13 protein-coding genes are annotated in these 15,619 nt (G+C 71.4%); 7 read left to right on the forward strand and 6 right to left on the reverse strand.

Going from position 1 to position 15,619, the window contains the following annotated elements; translation table 11 throughout:
* The first annotated feature begins 159 nt into the window (after positions 1 to 159).
* From OO62_RS01660 to OO62_RS01675, 4 genes are all read left to right on the forward strand, one after another.
* Positions 160 to 534, forward strand: coding sequence for a winged helix-turn-helix transcriptional regulator (locus OO62_RS01660; RefSeq protein ID WP_033265315.1), 375 nt, complete (start codon positions 160 to 162; stop codon positions 532 to 534).
* Between the two features lie 490 nt (positions 535 to 1,024).
* On the forward strand, positions 1,025 to 2,503 hold the full coding sequence (locus OO62_RS01665; RefSeq protein WP_199838919.1) for a Dyp-type peroxidase: 1,479 nt from the start codon (positions 1,025 to 1,027) through the stop codon (positions 2,501 to 2,503).
* 5 nt (positions 2,504 to 2,508) lie between these two features.
* Positions 2,509 to 4,635, forward strand: coding sequence for a flavin monoamine oxidase family protein (locus tag OO62_RS01670; RefSeq protein ID WP_033265317.1), 2,127 nt, complete (start codon positions 2,509 to 2,511; stop codon positions 4,633 to 4,635).
* Positions 4,632 to 6,512, forward strand: a complete 1,881-nt coding sequence (locus OO62_RS01675) for an alpha-keto acid decarboxylase family protein (protein WP_033265318.1) — start codon at positions 4,632 to 4,634, stop codon at positions 6,510 to 6,512. Before OO62_RS01670 ends, OO62_RS01675 begins: the two co-directional genes overlap by 4 nt.
* Positions 6,513 to 6,594: 82 nt before the next feature.
* Here the strand turns inward: OO62_RS01675 and OO62_RS01680 are convergent, their stop codons facing one another.
* Together OO62_RS01680 and OO62_RS01685 are read right to left on the reverse strand one after the other, a co-directional pair.
* Positions 6,595 to 8,316, reverse strand: a complete 1,722-nt coding sequence (locus OO62_RS01680) for an acyl-CoA dehydrogenase family protein (protein WP_033265319.1) — start codon at positions 8,314 to 8,316, stop codon at positions 6,595 to 6,597.
* A 79-nt stretch (positions 8,317 to 8,395) separates the two neighbouring features.
* Positions 8,396 to 8,953: a PadR family transcriptional regulator gene (locus OO62_RS01685; RefSeq protein WP_033265320.1), complete on the reverse strand. Its 558-nt coding sequence runs from the start codon at positions 8,951 to 8,953 to the stop codon at positions 8,396 to 8,398.
* A 329-nt stretch (positions 8,954 to 9,282) separates the two neighbouring features.
* Here OO62_RS01685 and OO62_RS01690 point away from each other — a divergent pair, with 329 nt between their 5' ends.
* Positions 9,283 to 9,711 carry a DUF779 domain-containing protein gene (locus OO62_RS01690; RefSeq protein WP_051732516.1) on the forward strand — a complete coding sequence of 143 codons (429 nt, stop codon included), beginning with the start codon at positions 9,283 to 9,285 and terminating at the stop codon, positions 9,709 to 9,711.
* 169 nt (positions 9,712 to 9,880) lie between these two features.
* On the opposite strand, the gene OO62_RS01695 is transcribed toward OO62_RS01690, so the two are convergent.
* The 3 genes from OO62_RS01695 to OO62_RS01705 all read right to left on the reverse strand — a co-directional run bounded on the left by OO62_RS01695 (position 9,881) and on the right by OO62_RS01705 (position 12,700).
* Positions 9,881 to 10,828 carry a hypothetical protein gene (locus OO62_RS01695; protein WP_033265321.1) on the reverse strand — a complete coding sequence of 316 codons (948 nt, stop codon included), beginning with the start codon at positions 10,826 to 10,828 and terminating at the stop codon, positions 9,881 to 9,883.
* Positions 10,829 to 11,008: 180 nt separating this feature from the next.
* Positions 11,009 to 11,527: a lytic polysaccharide monooxygenase auxiliary activity family 9 protein gene (locus tag OO62_RS01700; protein WP_033265322.1), complete on the reverse strand. Its 519-nt coding sequence runs from the start codon at positions 11,525 to 11,527 to the stop codon at positions 11,009 to 11,011.
* Positions 11,528 to 11,674: 147 nt separating this feature from the next.
* Positions 11,675 to 12,700, reverse strand: coding sequence for a LacI family DNA-binding transcriptional regulator (locus OO62_RS01705; RefSeq protein ID WP_033265323.1), 1,026 nt, complete (start codon positions 12,698 to 12,700; stop codon positions 11,675 to 11,677).
* Between the two features lie 239 nt (positions 12,701 to 12,939).
* On the opposite strand from OO62_RS01705, the gene uriH reads away from it, so the two are divergent.
* Entirely contained in the window at positions 12,940 to 13,887 is a 948-nt protein-coding gene (gene uriH, locus OO62_RS01710; protein ID WP_033265324.1) for a uridine-preferring nucleoside hydrolase UriH, read from the forward strand.
* A complete protein-coding gene (uriT, locus tag OO62_RS01715; RefSeq protein ID WP_033265325.1) occupies positions 13,884 to 15,377 on the forward strand; it encodes a uridine transporter UriT in 1,494 nt (497 codons plus the stop codon). Before uriH ends, uriT begins: the two co-directional genes overlap by 4 nt.
* Before the next feature lie 97 nt (positions 15,378 to 15,474).
* Here the strand turns inward: uriT and OO62_RS41250 are convergent, their stop codons facing one another.
* Positions 15,475 to 15,603 carry an LPFR motif small protein gene (locus tag OO62_RS41250; protein WP_266105141.1) on the reverse strand — a complete coding sequence of 43 codons (129 nt, stop codon included), beginning with the start codon at positions 15,601 to 15,603 and terminating at the stop codon, positions 15,475 to 15,477.
* Positions 15,604 to 15,619 lie beyond the last annotated feature (16 nt).

Genomic DNA, 15,619 nt, shown 5'->3' on the forward strand with positions numbered 1-15,619 from the left:
AGCGGATGTCGGACGCGCCGGGTGACTCAGGTGTGCACCCGTGACGCGGTGGTGCGGCGCAGGTCGCTGCGTCCGCATCCGGAAGCTACCCCCCGGGGAGCAGTAACCCGCAAGGGTGCCTACTATCTCTTGGGAAGTATCGAGGTGAGGAGAGTTGCGGTGACCACGACCTGCCGCACGGGAAGCCATGACCAGCACGATGTCTACGCCGCCCAGTGCCCCGGGCGCGAGGTGTTCGACCTGCTGGCCAACAAGTGGACCGCGCTCGCGATCGGCGCCATGGAAGAGGGGCCGCAGCGTTTCGGGGCCCTGCAGCGCCGGCTCCAGGGCGTCAGCCCGAAGGTGCTGACGCAGACCCTGCGGCGCCTGGAGACCGGCGGCTTCGTCGACCGGACGGTCATCCCCGCCGTGCCGCTGCACGTCGAGTACGCCCTGACCGACCTCGGCCGCAGCGTCGCACAACCGCTCGCGGCCGTGCGGCACTGGGTCGAGGCGCATCTCGACGAGATCGGCAGTCCCGCCGCGGCCGGCTGACCGCCCGGCGGGGCACCGTCGCGCGGCGACCGGGTGGTCGCGGCGCCCGCCCCCGTTGCCGCCGCCGGCGGCGCTTCTCCCGCCAACTGCGGTACGGAAAAGGCCACTTGAACCCCGCGGAGGCGGTACCCGGGGACTCACCCCTTGAGCGCCGCAGGGGCGTATCCGGGGACTGACGCCCTTCCGCGAGCGGCAGCGTCAGTACCCCGTTCCTCCTTCGCATGCCTGTCTCCCCCGAGGTCACCGATACGAGTGACCCAGTGCTCCGCTTGGCGCCGGTGCTTCTGCGGGGCGGGGAGTTCGATGTTGGGCTGGCGGCACAAGCCCGTGCACCGGCTGTCCTCGGTGTGCCCTTGCGCCTTGTCCACGTCGATTCCCACTTCAGCCTCCCCGGAGACGCTCGCGCCTGTGTGCGCCGGCGTCCGCGTGCGCGAGCGCCCGTCGCTCCGGAGCTGCCGAAGTGCGGGCGAAGTCCCAGCGAAGGAGAGAAGTGACCACCATCTCAGCGCGCCCCATGGCCGCACCGGACATAGAGCAACTTCCGGAACCACCGTTGCGCAGATCGAGGGAGATCCAGGGAAACATCCTGGCCGCGTTCAACAAGGACTACATGGCGTTCCGCTACCTGCGCTTCCCCGACGATCAGGGCGTGGGCGGCCGCGGCTGGCTCTCGGTCATGCTGAACACGGTGGCGGTGACCGCGACGGTCGAGGACTTCAACGAGGAGTTCTCACTGTCCCGCCGGGCCTACGGCGAGGATCCGTCCCTGACCGCCACCTGGGTCGGGGTGTCCCTGACGTACGAGGGCCTGCTGCGGGTCGCGCGGGAGCCCGACCGGGTCAAGCAGGACCTGGCCGCCTTCACCTCGTTCACCCAGGGGGCCGCCGCGCGGGCCGCGGACCTCGGTGACCACGGGCCGGACGCGCCGGAGAACTGGCTGTTCGGCTCGGACGGCACCGGTGCGCACGCCGTGCTGATCGTCGCCTCGGACACCGAGGAGGCGCTGAACGAAAAGCTCCGGAACCTCTCGGCCGCGGACTCGGCGCACGGTGTGACGGTGGTCCACCAGGACGACGGACGCACCCTGACCGGAGAGCTGCGCGGGCACGAGCACTTCGGCTACAAGGACGGGATCTCCCAGCCGGGGGTGAAGGATTTCCACCGCGCGGACCGCGACGATCCCGGGTCCCGGGAGCACCGCCCGGGGTCCGTACTCGTCGAGCCGGGCGAATTCGTCTTCGGCCACAAGAGCGAGAGCGGCAGCGCGCCCGAGGCCCCGGCATGGATGGACAACGGCTCGCTCCAGGTGGTGCGCCGGCTGCGGCAGGACGTCGCCGGCTGGAACAAGGCCGTGGTGCGCGAGGCGGCCACCTTCCGGCCGGAGGGCATTTCCCCCGATCTGCTGGGCGCGTGCCTGGTGGGCCGCAAGAAGGACGGCACGCCCCTCGCACAGGGCGAGAACCCGCTGACCGGGGTGGGGCCCGACGGCAACGACTTCACCTACGAGAACGACGGGGCGGGGAAGCAGACCCCGTGCGCCGCGCACATCCGCAGGTCGCATCCGCGCCACTTCACCCCCACCCAGAAGCACCGCCTCATGCGCCGGGGCATTCCGTACGGTCCCGCGTACACGGCGGGTGACGACCAGACGGACCGCGGCCTGATGTTCGTCTGCTACGGCACCTCGCTGGAGCGGCAGTTCGAGTTCGTCCAGCGCGCCTGGTGCAACAACCCCGATTTCGTGCCCGGCGACGCCGGCGCGCCCAACGGCATCGACAAGGTGATCGGCACCCTCCGGGAGGGCGGCTCCGGCAGCCCGGACGCCCACATCGTGCTGGCCGACGGCCACGAGAGCACCGTGACGATGGACCGGTTCGTGCGGACGACCGGTGCGGTGTACGCGTTCACCCCATCCACCACCACCCTGCGGCGGCTCGCCGCGAACGAGTCCCTGCACGAGGAGGGCTGACCGACATGAACGACAACGGGAACGGCATCCGCGGTGAGCACACCGGCGTCCAGCGCGCCGATGACAAGACGTATCAGCAGCTCGCCCGCGAACTCCTGCTGGTCGGCCCCGAGCCGGCCAACGAGGACCTCAAACTGCGGTACCTCGACGTGCTGATCGACAACGGGCTGGAGCCCCCGGTCGACCGCAAGCGCATCCTGATCGTCGGAGCGGGCATCGCCGGCCTGGTCGCCGGTCATCTGCTGACCCGCGCCGGGCACGACGTGACGATCCTGGAGGCCAACGCCAACCGCGTCGGCGGCCGGATCAAGACCTTCCACGCCAAGAAGGGCGAGCCGGCACCGTTCACCGACCCCGCGCAGTACGCGGAGGCCGGGGCGATGCGGCTGCCCAGCTTCCACCCGCTGACGCTGGCGCTGATCGACAAACTCGGCCTGAAGCGGCGGCTGTTCTTCAACGTCGACATCGATCCGAAGACCGGCAACCAGGGCGCCGCTTTACCGCCGGTGGTCTACAAGTCGTTCAAGGACGGCAAGACCTGGACGTACGGCAAGCCCAGCCCCGAGTTCCGGGAGCCGGACAAGCGCAACCACACCTGGATCCGCACCAACCGGACGCAGGTGCGGCGCGCGCAGTACGTCAAGGACCCGTCGGCGATCAACGAGGGCTTCCACCTCACCGGCTGCGAATCGCGGCTGACCGTCTCCGACATGGTCAACCAGGCGCTGGAGCCGGTCCGCGACTACTACTCCGTCCTGCAGAGCGACGGCAGGCGCGTCAACAAGCCCTTCAAGGAGTGGCTGGACGGCTGGGCCGGAGTCATCCGGGACTTCGACGGCTTCTCGATGGGCCGCTTCCTGCGCGAGTACGCCGGGTTCAGCGACGAGGCCATCGAGGCGATCGGGACGATCGAGAACATGACGTCGCGGCTGCACCTGGCGTTCTTCCACAGCTTCCTGGGCCGCAGCGACATCGACCCGTCGGCCACGTACTGGGAGATCGAGGGCGGCAGCCGGCAGCTTCCGGAGGCCCTCGCCAAGGACCTGCGGGACCAGATCGTGATGGGCCAGCGGATGGTGCGGCTGGAGTACTACGACCCGGGCCGCGACGGCCACCAGGGCGGACTCGCCGGACCGAGCGGCCCGGCCGTCGCCATCGAGACCGTGCCCGAGAACGAGCCGTCCGCCGAGCCCCAGACCTGGACCGCTGACCTGGCGATCGTCACCGTCCCGTTCTCCAGCCTGCGCTTCGTGGCGGTGACGCCGCCGTTCTCGTACAAGAAGCGCCGCGCGGTCATCGAGACGCACTACGACCAGGCCACCAAGGTGCTGCTGGAGTTTTCGCGCCGCTGGTGGGAGTTCACCGAGGAGGACTGGAAGCGGGAGCTGGACGCCATCGCGCCCGGTCTGTACGAGTACTACCAGCGCTGGGGCGAGGACGACGCCGAGGCGGCGCTGGCCGTGCCCGAGAGCGTGCGGAACCTGCCCACCGGGCTGCTCGGCGCGCATCCGAGCGTGGACGAGCAGCTCATCGACGACGAGCAGGTGGAGTACCTCCGCAACTCCACGCTGCGCGGCGGCGTGCGGCCGGCCACCCAGGTCCACGGCGGCGGTTCCACCACCGACAACCCCAACCGGTTCATGTACTACCCCTCCCATGCGGTGCCCGGCAGCAAGGGCGGCGTGGTGCTGGCCGCCTACTCGTGGTCGGACGACGCGGCGCGCTGGGACTCGTTCGACGATGCCGAGCGCTACGGCTACGCCCTGGAGAACCTCCAGTCGGTGCACGGCCGGCGCATCGAGGTCTTCTACACCGGTGCCGGCCAGACGCAGAGCTGGCTGCGCGACCCGTACGCCTGCGGTGAGGCGGCCGTCTACACCCCGCACCAGATGACCAGCTTCCACCTCGATGTGGTGCGGCCCGAGGGGCCGGTGTACTTCGCCGGTGAGCACGTCTCGCTCAAGCACGCGTGGATCGAGGGCGCGGTGGAGACGGCCGTCCGCGCCGCCATCGCGGTCAACGAGGCTCCCGTGCCGTACGACACCGCGGCCGCGCGGGCCGAGGCGCCCCGCGAGCGGCGCGCCGGTGCCGCGTCGGCGACCCGTACGCGCGAGAAGGCGGTGACGTCATGACCGGCTCCGAGACCTGCACCGTGGCCGAGTACCTGGCCCTGAGGCTGGAACAGCTCGGCATCACCCATCTGTTCGGCGTGCCCGGCGACCACCTGGGCCCGTTCCTGTCGACCCTGCACGAGAAGACCGGCGTCCGCTGGGTGGGCACGCCCACCGAGGGCGGCGCGGGCCAGGCCGCGGACGGGTACGCGCGGGTGAAGGTCGCCGACGCGCAGGTGCCCCTCGGCGAGCAGGGCGTCGGCGCGGTCGCGGTGACGTACAGCGTGGGCGCGTTCAATCTGCTCAACGCGATCGGCGGCGGTTTCGCCGAGTACGTGCCGCTGATCGCGATCAACGCCGCCCCCACCTATGAGCAGTGGCTCAACCAGCAGGCGATCGGCCTGCTCACCTCGCACATGTCCCAGCGTCCGACCAGCAACCTGGACGTCTACCGCCAGGTGACCGTGGACGCGCAGGCCATCTCCCACCCGGGTCTGGCCCCCACCCAGATCGACAGCGCGATCACCGCGTGCCTCACCCACCGCCGGCCGGTCTACCTGGAGGTCATGGAGGACGTCTGGGGGGCGCGGTGTCCCGCCCCGAGCGGCCGGCTGACGCGGCGGGAGCGGCCGGTCACCGCGCAGAACCGGAAGATGCTCGACCGGGCGGTCACCGCCTGCTCGGAACTCATCCGGCACTACCGCAACCCGATCCTGTGGGCCGGTGAGGAGATCGACCGGTTCCGGCTGTCCGACGAATTCGAGCGGCTGGTGCGCGACACCGGCATCCCGTTCTGCACCACGGTCGGGGCCAAGTCCGTGGTCTCCGAGTACACCCCCGGGTTCTCCGGCGTCTACAACGGCAAGGCCAGCCACGAGGACGTGGCCAAGGTCTTCAACAACGCGGGCTGCCGGATCGGGCTGGGCTCATGGGCGACGTCGAAGAACCTCGGCGGCGTGCAGTCGATCGGGGACGACTGGGCGGTCGCCGCCCACGAAGGGGTGCACGTCGGCGCCTCGTACTTCCCCGACGTCCAGCTCGCCGAATTCATCCCGGCGCTGCGCGAGCGGCTGATCGCGGACTTCGGCACCGGCACCTTCGAGGCGGACTACTTCGCCCTCGCGCACGAGGAGGGCCTCGACGTCCCGGAGAGCACCGACGCCTTCCTGGCCGCCCGGTCCGGTGGGCCGTACCCGGAGAACGTGACGTACGACAGCTTCTTCCGGCACGTCAACGACTTCCTGGTGTCCGGGGACGGCGGGGGCGCGCGCACCAGCCCGTACACGGTGGTGTGCGACGCCGCGTTCGCGCTGATCGCGTCGATGAACCTGCGGATGGCGGAACGCGCCTCGTACGTGGCGCAGAACAGCTGGCTGTCCATCGGCTACTCGGTCGGCGCGGCCACCGGGGTGGCGCTCGGGCGGCAGGCTGCGGGAAAGCGCCCGATGGTGTTCGTCGGCGACGGCTCCTTCCAGGAGACGTGCCAGGAGATGTCGACCCATGTGCGGCAGGGTCTGCGCCCGATCGTGTTCGTCCTGGACAACGAGGGCTTCTACGGCATCGAGCAGATGCTGGTGAATCCCTGCTACTACCGCGACGGGGCGCCGGCGTCGGACGGCGCCGACTTCTACAACGAGCTGCACCCGTGGCGGTACGAGAAGCTCGCGGAGGTCTTCGGCACGGACAAGCAGCCGATGAACGGCGTCGCCGTCCGCACCCACGACGAGCTCGCCGCCCTGCTGGGGCGGATCGCCGAGCCGACTGACGCGATCAACGACGGACCCGTCGTGGTGCGGGTGCGGTTCGACCGGCACGACTATCCCGAGGCCCTCAAGTACAAGATCGCCGAGAAGTGTCCGCCGCCCGGCGGCGCCCCGTCGGAAGGAGTCCGCCGCTAGCGCGAGGGGCCGGCCCGGCCGATGTCGTCGGCCGGGCCGGCCCCGTTCCGTACCGCTGGCTCCGGGTGCTTCCGGAGCGGCGTTACGGCGCCATCTCGTACGCCCCGGCGAGCGCCTCGACGCGCTGCCAGACGCGGGCCGAACGGTCCGTGTCGATGACCGGGCGGCGGACCGCGGACAGCGCCCAGCGCTGCTGGTCCGCGGTGGCGGAGTCCTTGCCGTGCAGTTCGACGGCGTGCGCGGAGTAGTCGCGGACGAGGACGGCGAAGAGCTCGTCGAGCACGTCCTCGTCGAGGGAGGTCAGGCCGGCCTGCTCCAGGATCAGCTGGCCGTGGACGACCAGCGCGAACAGCTGGCCGACGGCGAGCAGCAGATCGAGGTCGCGGCTCTGCTCCTCGTCGGGCGCGGCGGTGGTGACGAACTCGCAGAGCGCGTCGGCCTGTTCGCGGAGGCGGGCCACGTTGGGGAGGTGGCCGAAGGCGTCGTAGGCGGCGCGCCAGTCGTGGAAGCGGATGGCGCCCAGGCCGCGGGCCGGTCCCTGCCGGAAGAGGAACGCGTCGTCGGCCGCGTCGCGGCGGGTCGGCACCGGCGCGTACTCGGCCGGGTTCAGCAGGTGGTTGCCCATGAACTTGAGGATCAGCGCGAGGTTGACGTGGACGGTGCCCTCCAGCTTGGGCAGCCCCCGGATCTCGGTGGCGGCCTGCGCGAAGTAGGTGTCCTTCTCGAAGCCCTTGGCGGCGATGACGTCCCACATCAGGTCGATGACCTTCTCGCCCTCGGTGGTCACCTTCATCTTCGTCATCGGGTTGAAGAGCAGGTAGCGACGGTCGTCGGGGCCGGCCGAGCGGAAGTAGTCGACGGCGCGGTCGCTGAACAGCTTCATGCCGACCAGGCGGACGTAGGCGTCGGTCAGTTCGCGGCGCACGTGCGGGAAGGCGGTGACGGGGCGGCCGTAGAGGATGCGGTTCTGCGCGTGGGTGACGGCCTCGTACATCGCGTGCTCGCAGATGCCGATCGAGGCGGTGCAGAGGTTGAACTTGCCGACGTTGACGGTGTTCAGGGCGGCGTCGAAGGCGGCCCGGCCGGTGTGCAGGACGTCCTCGGCCGCGACGGGGTAGTCCTCCAGGCGGAACTCGCTGACGTACTTGGAGGAGTCGACGACGTTCTTCACCAGGTGGTAGGCCGGGTGGCGGCTGTCGGCGGCGAAGAAGACGTAGCCGTCGGGGCCCTCGACGTCGGTGCGGCGGCCGAAGACGGACACGAGCCCGGCCGCGTTGCCGTTGCCGATGTAGTACTTCGACCCGGTGGCGCGGAAGCCGCCGTCGCCGTCGGGTTCGAGCAGCATGTCGGTGGAGTAGATGTCGGCGCCGTGTGCCTTCTCGGACAGGCCGAAGGCGAACACCTCGCCCTGGGAGAGGAGTTCGGCCGCGCGGGCGCGAGCGGTTTCGTTGTCGCTCTGCCAGACCGGGCCGAGGCCGAGGACGGTGACCTGCCAGGCGTACCAGTAGTCGAGGCCGTAGAAGCCGAAGATCTCGTTGAGGGCGGCGATCCGGGCGGTGTCCCAGCGCTTGTCCTGGTGACCGTCGGCGGCGGAGGCGGGGGTGAGGAAGGTGGCGAACAGCCCTTCCTTGGCGGCGAAGGCGAGGAAGTCCGCCAGCCAGGCGCGGGAGCGGTAGTCCTCGATCAGCCTGCGCTTGCCGCGGTCCTCGAACCAGTCGACGGTGGCCCGCAGCAGCCTGCGGGTCTCCGGGTCGAAGTGCGCCGGGTCGTAGGTGCGCGGGTTGAACAGAAGCTGGTCGGCCATGGGTGAAGTCGCCTTTCCGGCTCGGTGGTTGAGGGTGGGTGGTGCACTGGCGCCCGACGGGGAGGTCGCCGGCGCCGGTTCAGCGCGCGGGGCCGAGCCGGCGGAGGGTGGCGAGGACGTCGTCGAGCCAGTCCAGGGTCATCCGCTCGTACGCGATGCCGCCGCGCAGCACCACGTGCTGGAGCTGCTGTCCGGCATCGGGCGCCGCGGGGGCGCCGGGGCCGGTGAAGTCGCGCCGCTCCCCCGCGAGGTAGTGCGCGAGCCGGTCGGTGTGCGCCTGGCGGTGCCGCTCGACCTCGCGGATCAGCGCGGCGGGGTCGTCGAAGGCCGCGCCGCGGATCTTCACGGCGAGGTCGTGCCGGACGCTCTCGGGTTCGATCGGCTCGTGGAGCCACCGGGAGAGCGCGGCCCGGCCGGGCGCGGCGACGGAGTACTCCTTCTTGTCCGGCCTGGCCTGCTGCGACACCTCGCGGACCTGGATCCAGCCGTCGCTCTCCATGCGTTTGAGGACGCGGTAGATCTGCTGGTGGGTGGCGGTCCAGAAGTAGCCGATGGACCGCTCGAACCGCCGGGACAGCTCATAGCCGGAGCCCGGCTGCTCCAGCAGGGAGACGAGGATCGCATGGTCGAGCGCCATGCCCCGATCCTTCTATGCAACTCGTTGCATAAACAAGGGGCACCGGCCCGGTGAGACACGGCTCACCCGCCCGGAAGGTACGCCGACGGCGGGGCCGCGCACGCTCCGTCCCCGCGTGCAACCATCGTGCAACCCTGTGGCGGGTTGGATCGGACCCTGCCGCCGTGCCGGCCCGCCGGAGCGCGCCCGGACCAGCTCCGGGCCGCCGCGCCGATGTTCCGAGCGCCCGGCATCCGTCGTCGCCGCTCAGGAAGGGGTCAGCGCATGCACCACGTGGAGACCGGGACTCGGCCGCCCAGCCGCTCCGGGACGCGGCGGAGCCGTCGCTGATGGCCGCCGGCGACGGGTGGGAGGCGCCCTGTGCGGGCGCCGCCGTGCCGGAGGGGACCGCGCGCATCGCGCTCACCGCGGCGGCGACCGAACTGCTGCGCCTGCTGCGCGATCAGCACGGCCCGCTGATGTTCCACCAGTCCGGCGGCTGCTGTGACGGCAGCACTCCCATGTGCTACCCGGCCGGGGAGTTCCGTACGGGGTCGTCGGACGTGCTGCTGGGCCGGCTGAGCGTGGTGGGCGTGCCGGAACCGGTGGGGTTCTGGATGGCGGCGGACCAGTTCGCGCGCTGGCGGCACACCCATCTGACGGTGGACGTCGTGCCGGGCCGGGGCAGCGGCTTCTCGCTGGAGGCACCCGAGGGCGTGCGCTTCCTGATCCGCTCCCGGCTGCTGACCGAGGAGGAACGGGACCGGCTCGGGGACTGAGCACCCGGCGCGGCTCATCCGGGCAGCAGTGAGGCCCCACGCACGGGGGAGAGCGCGGGGCCTCACTCAGGAAAACGGGTGGGAAGGGGCGTCGGTTCCCATTCCGTGCGGATTCCGCGAAAAATCTTGCGCGAGGTGCCGGACCGCGTCGGAACACCCCGCACACGGCTCATTTCTCGTCCTGCACCAGCCGTTCCAGCAGCCGCTGGAACTCCCCGTCGACCACCACCCGCAGCCCGTCACCGTCCCGCTCGCTCAGCGGGGTCATCACGCCGCCGCGCCACCAGAACACCCTGGGGCTGATGGCGCCCGCCGCCTCTTCGTGGCCGGCCGCCGCGAACTGCACCATGGCCTGCAACGCCGGGATGACCTGGGCGTCGTGGATGCGGTGGAAGGCCAGCTGGTGGCGGAAGGGCAGGGCGACCAGCGCCCCGTCCGGGGTGAGCCCGGTGCCCATGATGCGCCGCACCAGCTCGTCGAGCACCAGCACCCGGCTCGCGGTGAAGAACGAGTCCCCGAGCAGCACCTCGAAGGCCGAGCCGTCGCCGCGCCGCACCGTCTCGTGCCCCTCGACGGGCAGGGCGCGCAGATTGTTCATGGCCCGGATCCGCAGCTCGGCCACGTCACCGAGGTCGGTCAGCGAGTCCGCGCTCAGCATCTGCACCGCCTCGGGCAGGTCCAGCGCGAGCACCTCCCGCAGGCCGGGCGCCGGCTCCCGCCCGTAGCGGAAGGAGTCCGAGGCGGGCAGCGTCTCCTGGGCGACGACGCGGGGATAGAGGCAGGCGCGGATCTCGTCCTCGGTGAGGATCTCCAGAGGCTGCGGACCGTCCATCGTGCGGAGCACCTTGCCGACGTGGTCCCGGATGAGCACGGGCCAGCTGCGCTCGCCGCGCCGGTCGCGGTGGCACACCGCGGCGAGGTTGCCGAGGCCGAACTGCCGGCCCGCGGAGTCGGTGACCACCCCCGCGTACGCGGTGACCTCCAGGCCCTGCTCCGCGAAAGCCTGCCGGACCTGCGATCTGAAGACGCCGCCCTCACGCTCGGAGAAGAAGGTGAACTCCCCGTCGCGTGCCACTTCGCGGGAATCCCGCTTCGGTCCTCGGCGGAACAGGCCCATCTCTTTCCTCCCGGCAGCGGCCACGCGCATCGGCCTCGAATGGGCCGATCGTAACGGGTGTACCCACCGCACCCGCCGCCCTGCTGACGCCGGCTCACCACGGTGACCGGCCGAGGGGGGGGCGGGGCGGCGGGGACGGGAGGGGGGTGCGGGTCCGGAGAGGTGGGCGGCCCGGGGGTGTCAGCCGCCGATGTTGACGTCGATGCAGGCGTAGAAGGCGTTCGCGGTGTCGGCGATGTTCCAGACCGCCAGGATCTTCTGCTTGCCGGTGATACTGCCGAAGTTGACGGTGTGCGTCACCGTCTCCGGGGGCTGTGCGCCGTTGTCGTTGAACTCGGCGACCTTCTTGCCGCCGATGAAGTACTGCCAGGTGCTGGTGCGGTGACGGGCGGTCAGCCGCCAGTTGAACGCCTGCGAGTGGCCGATCGGGGTGACCTTCCAGCCCTTGGCGTCATTGTCGAGTTCGGCGAACCGGCTGTTGCCGCCGCTGCAACTGGTCAGCCCCTTGGGGCCTTCGACGCTCTGCGGCTCCCACTTGATCTCACCGCACGGGACGGTGCCGGCCGCACACTGGGCCTGCCGACTGGGCGGGGAGGACACATAACCGTGCGCACTGGCCGGGCCGGCCGGCATGGTGACGACGAGGAGCGGGGCGATGCCCGCACCGAGGGCAACGGCCAGCCTTCTCTTCCTGTTCATGTCAACCCTTTCGCGAGGGGGGTGAATGGCGCGAGGGTGAGGGGAATTGGTCTAGACTTTACTCGCTGACCGCGTACGGTCAAGAGGTCGGGAGCCGATTGCCCGCGGGAGCCGGCCCCTTGCACGGCACGCAGAACTGACGTTGCGTCAGGAGGCTTCGCCCGCACGGGCACCGGGGCCCGCACTGGAGGCCCGTACGACGAGTTCCGGGGCGAGGCGGACCGCGCGACGGGCGGCCGGCGGGCCGGCGGCCGGGCTCCGGGCGAGCAACCGGGCGGCCTCGGCGGCCAGTTCGGCGAGCGGCTGGCGGACCGTGGTCAGCGCCGGGTCGGCCAGACCCGCGAGCGGGATGTCGTCGAAGCCGGTGACGGCGACCTCACCGGGGACGTCCGCACCCAGTTGCCGCAGCCGTTGCAGGGCGCCGGCCGCGATCAGGTCGTTGGCGCAGACCACCGCGTCGGGGCGGGACGGCCAGAGGCGGTCGACGGCGGCCCGGCCCCACTCCACCGAGAAGTCCCCCAGAGCGACGCGGCCGGGGGCGCCGGGGTCGAGGGCGGCGGCTCCCGCCTCGTACGCGGCGCGCCGCTCGGCCGCCGCCGACGCTGTGCCGGCCGCCCCGATGAAGCACGGGCGGCGGCGGCCGGTGGCGGCCAGATGGTCCAGGACCAGGGCCATTCCGGCCACGTTGTCGACGGCGACGGAGTCGGCGACGCCCGGCCCGCAGCCGCGGTCGAGCAGGACCAGCGGCACCCGGGCGGCCGCGGTCGCCACCGCCTCCCGGCTGCGCCGCTCGTCGACCGGTATCAGCAGCAGCGCGTCGACCCGCCGGGCCAGCAGCGCGTTGATCCGGGCCGCCTCGGTCACCGGGTCGTCGTCGCAGTCGGCGAGGAGCACGGCCCGGTCCGCGGCGTGCAGGGCGTGCTCCAGCTCGCGGACGAGGGACGGGAAGAAGGGGTTGGTGATCTGCGGCAGCACCAGGCCGACGGTGCCGGTGCTGCGGCTGCGCAGGGCGCGGGCCACGTGGTTGGGCCGGTAGCCGAGCGCCTCGGCCGCCGCACGGACGGTCCGCGCGGTCTCGGCTCCGACCGGGCGGGTGCCGGCCAGCACGCGGGAGACCGTGGCGATGGAGCAGCCGGACGCCAGCGCGACGTCCTTCAAGGTGACTTCGGCCACGGTGGTGGGCCCCTTTTGTCAAGCCGAGCCGGATGAGGGCGGCAAACGTTATCACCGCTCACGCACCGTATCCGTGACGAGGATCAACCGGTCGTATGGCTCACATTCCGTTGACATCGGTCGGCGTCGTGAGCCAAATTCTCGGAGAACGTTTTCCAGCGGCAGCAGCCTCCTGCGGCGCTCAGAGACTTCACCGCACCCCCCGCACCACCGTTCCGCAGAGCAAAGGGGCTCTTCCGTTGGCCAGAAAGATCATCCTCGACTGCGACCCGGGGCACGACGACGCGATCGCCATGCTCCTCGCGCACGGCAATCCCGAGGTCGAACTGGTCGCCGTGACGACCGTCGTGGGGAACGCGTCGGTCGAGAAGGTGACCCGCAACGCCCTGTCCGTGGCCCGAATCGCCGGCATCACCGGCGTCCCCTTCGCCGCCGGCTGCCCGCGTCCGCTCGTACGGGACATCGAGACGGCGCCGGAGATCCACGGCGACACCGGGCTGGACGGTCCGGAGCTGCCCGAGCCGGCCTTCGAGCTGGACCGCCGGCACGCGGTGGACCTGATCATCGACACCGTGATGGCGCACGAGCCGGGTGAGATCACCATCGTGCCGACCGCGGGTCTGACGAACATCGCGCTTGCCGCGCGCAAGGAGCCGCGGATCGTCGAGCGGGTCCGCGAGGTCGTGCTGATGGGCGGCGGCTACCACGAGGGCAACTGGAGCGCGGTCGCCGAGTTCAACATCATCATCGACCCCGAGGCCGCGCACATCGTCTTCAACGAGAAGTGGCCGGTCACGATGGTCGGCCTGGACCTCACGCACCAGGCGCTGGCCACCCCCGCGGTCGAGGAGAAGATCGCCGCGGTCGGGACCCGTCCCGCCACCTTCGTCCTGGAGCTGCTGGACTTCTTCCGCGAGGCGTACCGGGAGAACCAGGGCTTCGAATTCCCGCCGGTGCACGACCCGTGCGCGGTCGCGTACGTGATCGACCCGGACGTCATGACGGTGCGCAAGGCGCCGGTAGACATCGAGCTGCGCGGTGCGCTGACGGTCGGCATGACCGTCACGGACTTCCGCGCGCCCGCCCCCGACGACTGCACCACCCAGGTCGCGGTCAAGCTCGACCACGAGCGGTTCTGGAACCTCGTCGTGGACGCGCTCGAACGGATCGGTGACGTCGCCGCATGAACGTCTCCACCGGTACGAACTCCCCCACCGCCCAGCGGCCCGTAGCGGCGACGGGCGGCAACGGTTCCGGCGTCCGCATAGGCGTGCTGGTCACCGCGCTGCTCGCGGCGTGCTTCGCGTTCCAGCTCAACGCCAGCATGCTCAGCCCCGCGCTGAAGAACATCGAGGACACCCTCGGCGCCAGCTCCGCCGAGATCGGCCTCACCCAGACCGCGTTCTTCACCTCGGCGGCGCTGTTCTCCCTGTTCCTGCCGCGGCTGGGCGACGTCATCGGGCGGCGGCGGGTGCTGGCGGGCATGCTCGGCCTGATGGTCGTCGGCTGCGTCATCGCGGCGCTGGCGACCAGCGTGCCGATGCTCTTCGCCGGCCGCGTCGTCCAGGGCGTCAGCGGGCCGGTCGTCCCGCTGTGTCTGATCATGCTGCGGGTGGAGGTGCGGGAACCGAAGCGGTACGGCACCCTGCTCGGCGTGATCACCGCGGTCAACGGCGGCATCGCCGGCGTCGACTCGCTCGCCGGCGGCTACCTCGCCGACAACCACGGCTTCGGCTCGGTCTTCTGGGCGATGGCGGTCGTCGCGGCCCTCGCCTGCGTGCTGGTCGCCACCCTGACTCCCGAGTCCCGGGCCCCGGTCGCGGACGCGGACGCCGGGGCCGGGACGCCGGGCGCCGCCCGGATGGACTGGCCGGGCGTCGCGCTGCTGGTGGTCTCGGTCGGCTCGCTGCTGACCGCGCTCAACGAGGCGGGCAAGCTCGCCGCCGCCGACTGGCCGCTGATCGCCGTCCTGGTCGTGGTGTCCGCGGTCGCCTTCGCGCTGTTCTGGCGCACCGAGGACCGCAGCGGCCACCCGCTGGTCGCGACCCGGCACCTCAAGCAGCGCGCCACGTGGGCGACCCTGCTGACCACCGTGCTCACCATGACCGGCGTGTTCGCCGTCATGAACGGCCTGATCCCGGCGTTCGCCCAGGACGCCCAGGCGGGCCTCGGGATGAGCGCCGAGCAGTCGGCCTGGTGGACGCTGTCCCCGTACGCGCTCGCCGGGCTGGCCATGGGGCCGCTGGCCGGCCGGCTGGCCGCCACCTTCGGCTACGGCCGCGTGCTGCGGCTGGGCCTGGTCGGCTCGGTCGCCACGGTCGTGCTGATGCTGCTGACGATGCACAGCCACTCGCACGTCCTGCTGCTGGTGACCTCCCTTCTCGTCGGCGTCGCCTACGCGGGGGTGGCGAACATCGTGCTCAACGGGCTGGGCATCGTGCTCTCCCCGCGCGACAACCCGGGCTTCCTGCCGGGCCTGAACGCGGGCGCGTTCAACCTCGGCGCCGGGCTGAGCTTCGCGGTGCTCTACGCCGTCAAGACCGCGGTCCAGCCGGCCGACCCGTCGTCGGCCGGCGGCTACACCGCCGGCATGATCGCGGGCGTGGTCATCCTGGCCGCGGCCATCGCCACGTCGTTCCTGATCCCGAAGCCGGTGGCGGCCGAGGCGCAGGACTGACGCGGGCACCGCACGCGACAGGGGCCGCCCGCCGACCGGATGTTTCCGGGCGGCGGGCGGCCCCGTTGCGAGGTCGTGGCCGGGGGGTGGTCCGTCGTCAGTGATGTCCGCGTGCGCTGGCCGACGCGCCGCCGAAGAGCCGGGCCACGGCCCGGAACGGCAGGGTGACGACGGTGGCGATGGCACCGCCGATCTGGCTCAGCACATCTGCGATCGCCTTCAGCATGTTGGTCCTCCCTGGT

The organism is Streptomyces lydicus (genome assembly GCF_000717345.1).
Lineage (GTDB): Bacteria > Actinomycetota > Actinomycetes > Streptomycetales > Streptomycetaceae > Streptomyces > Streptomyces lydicus.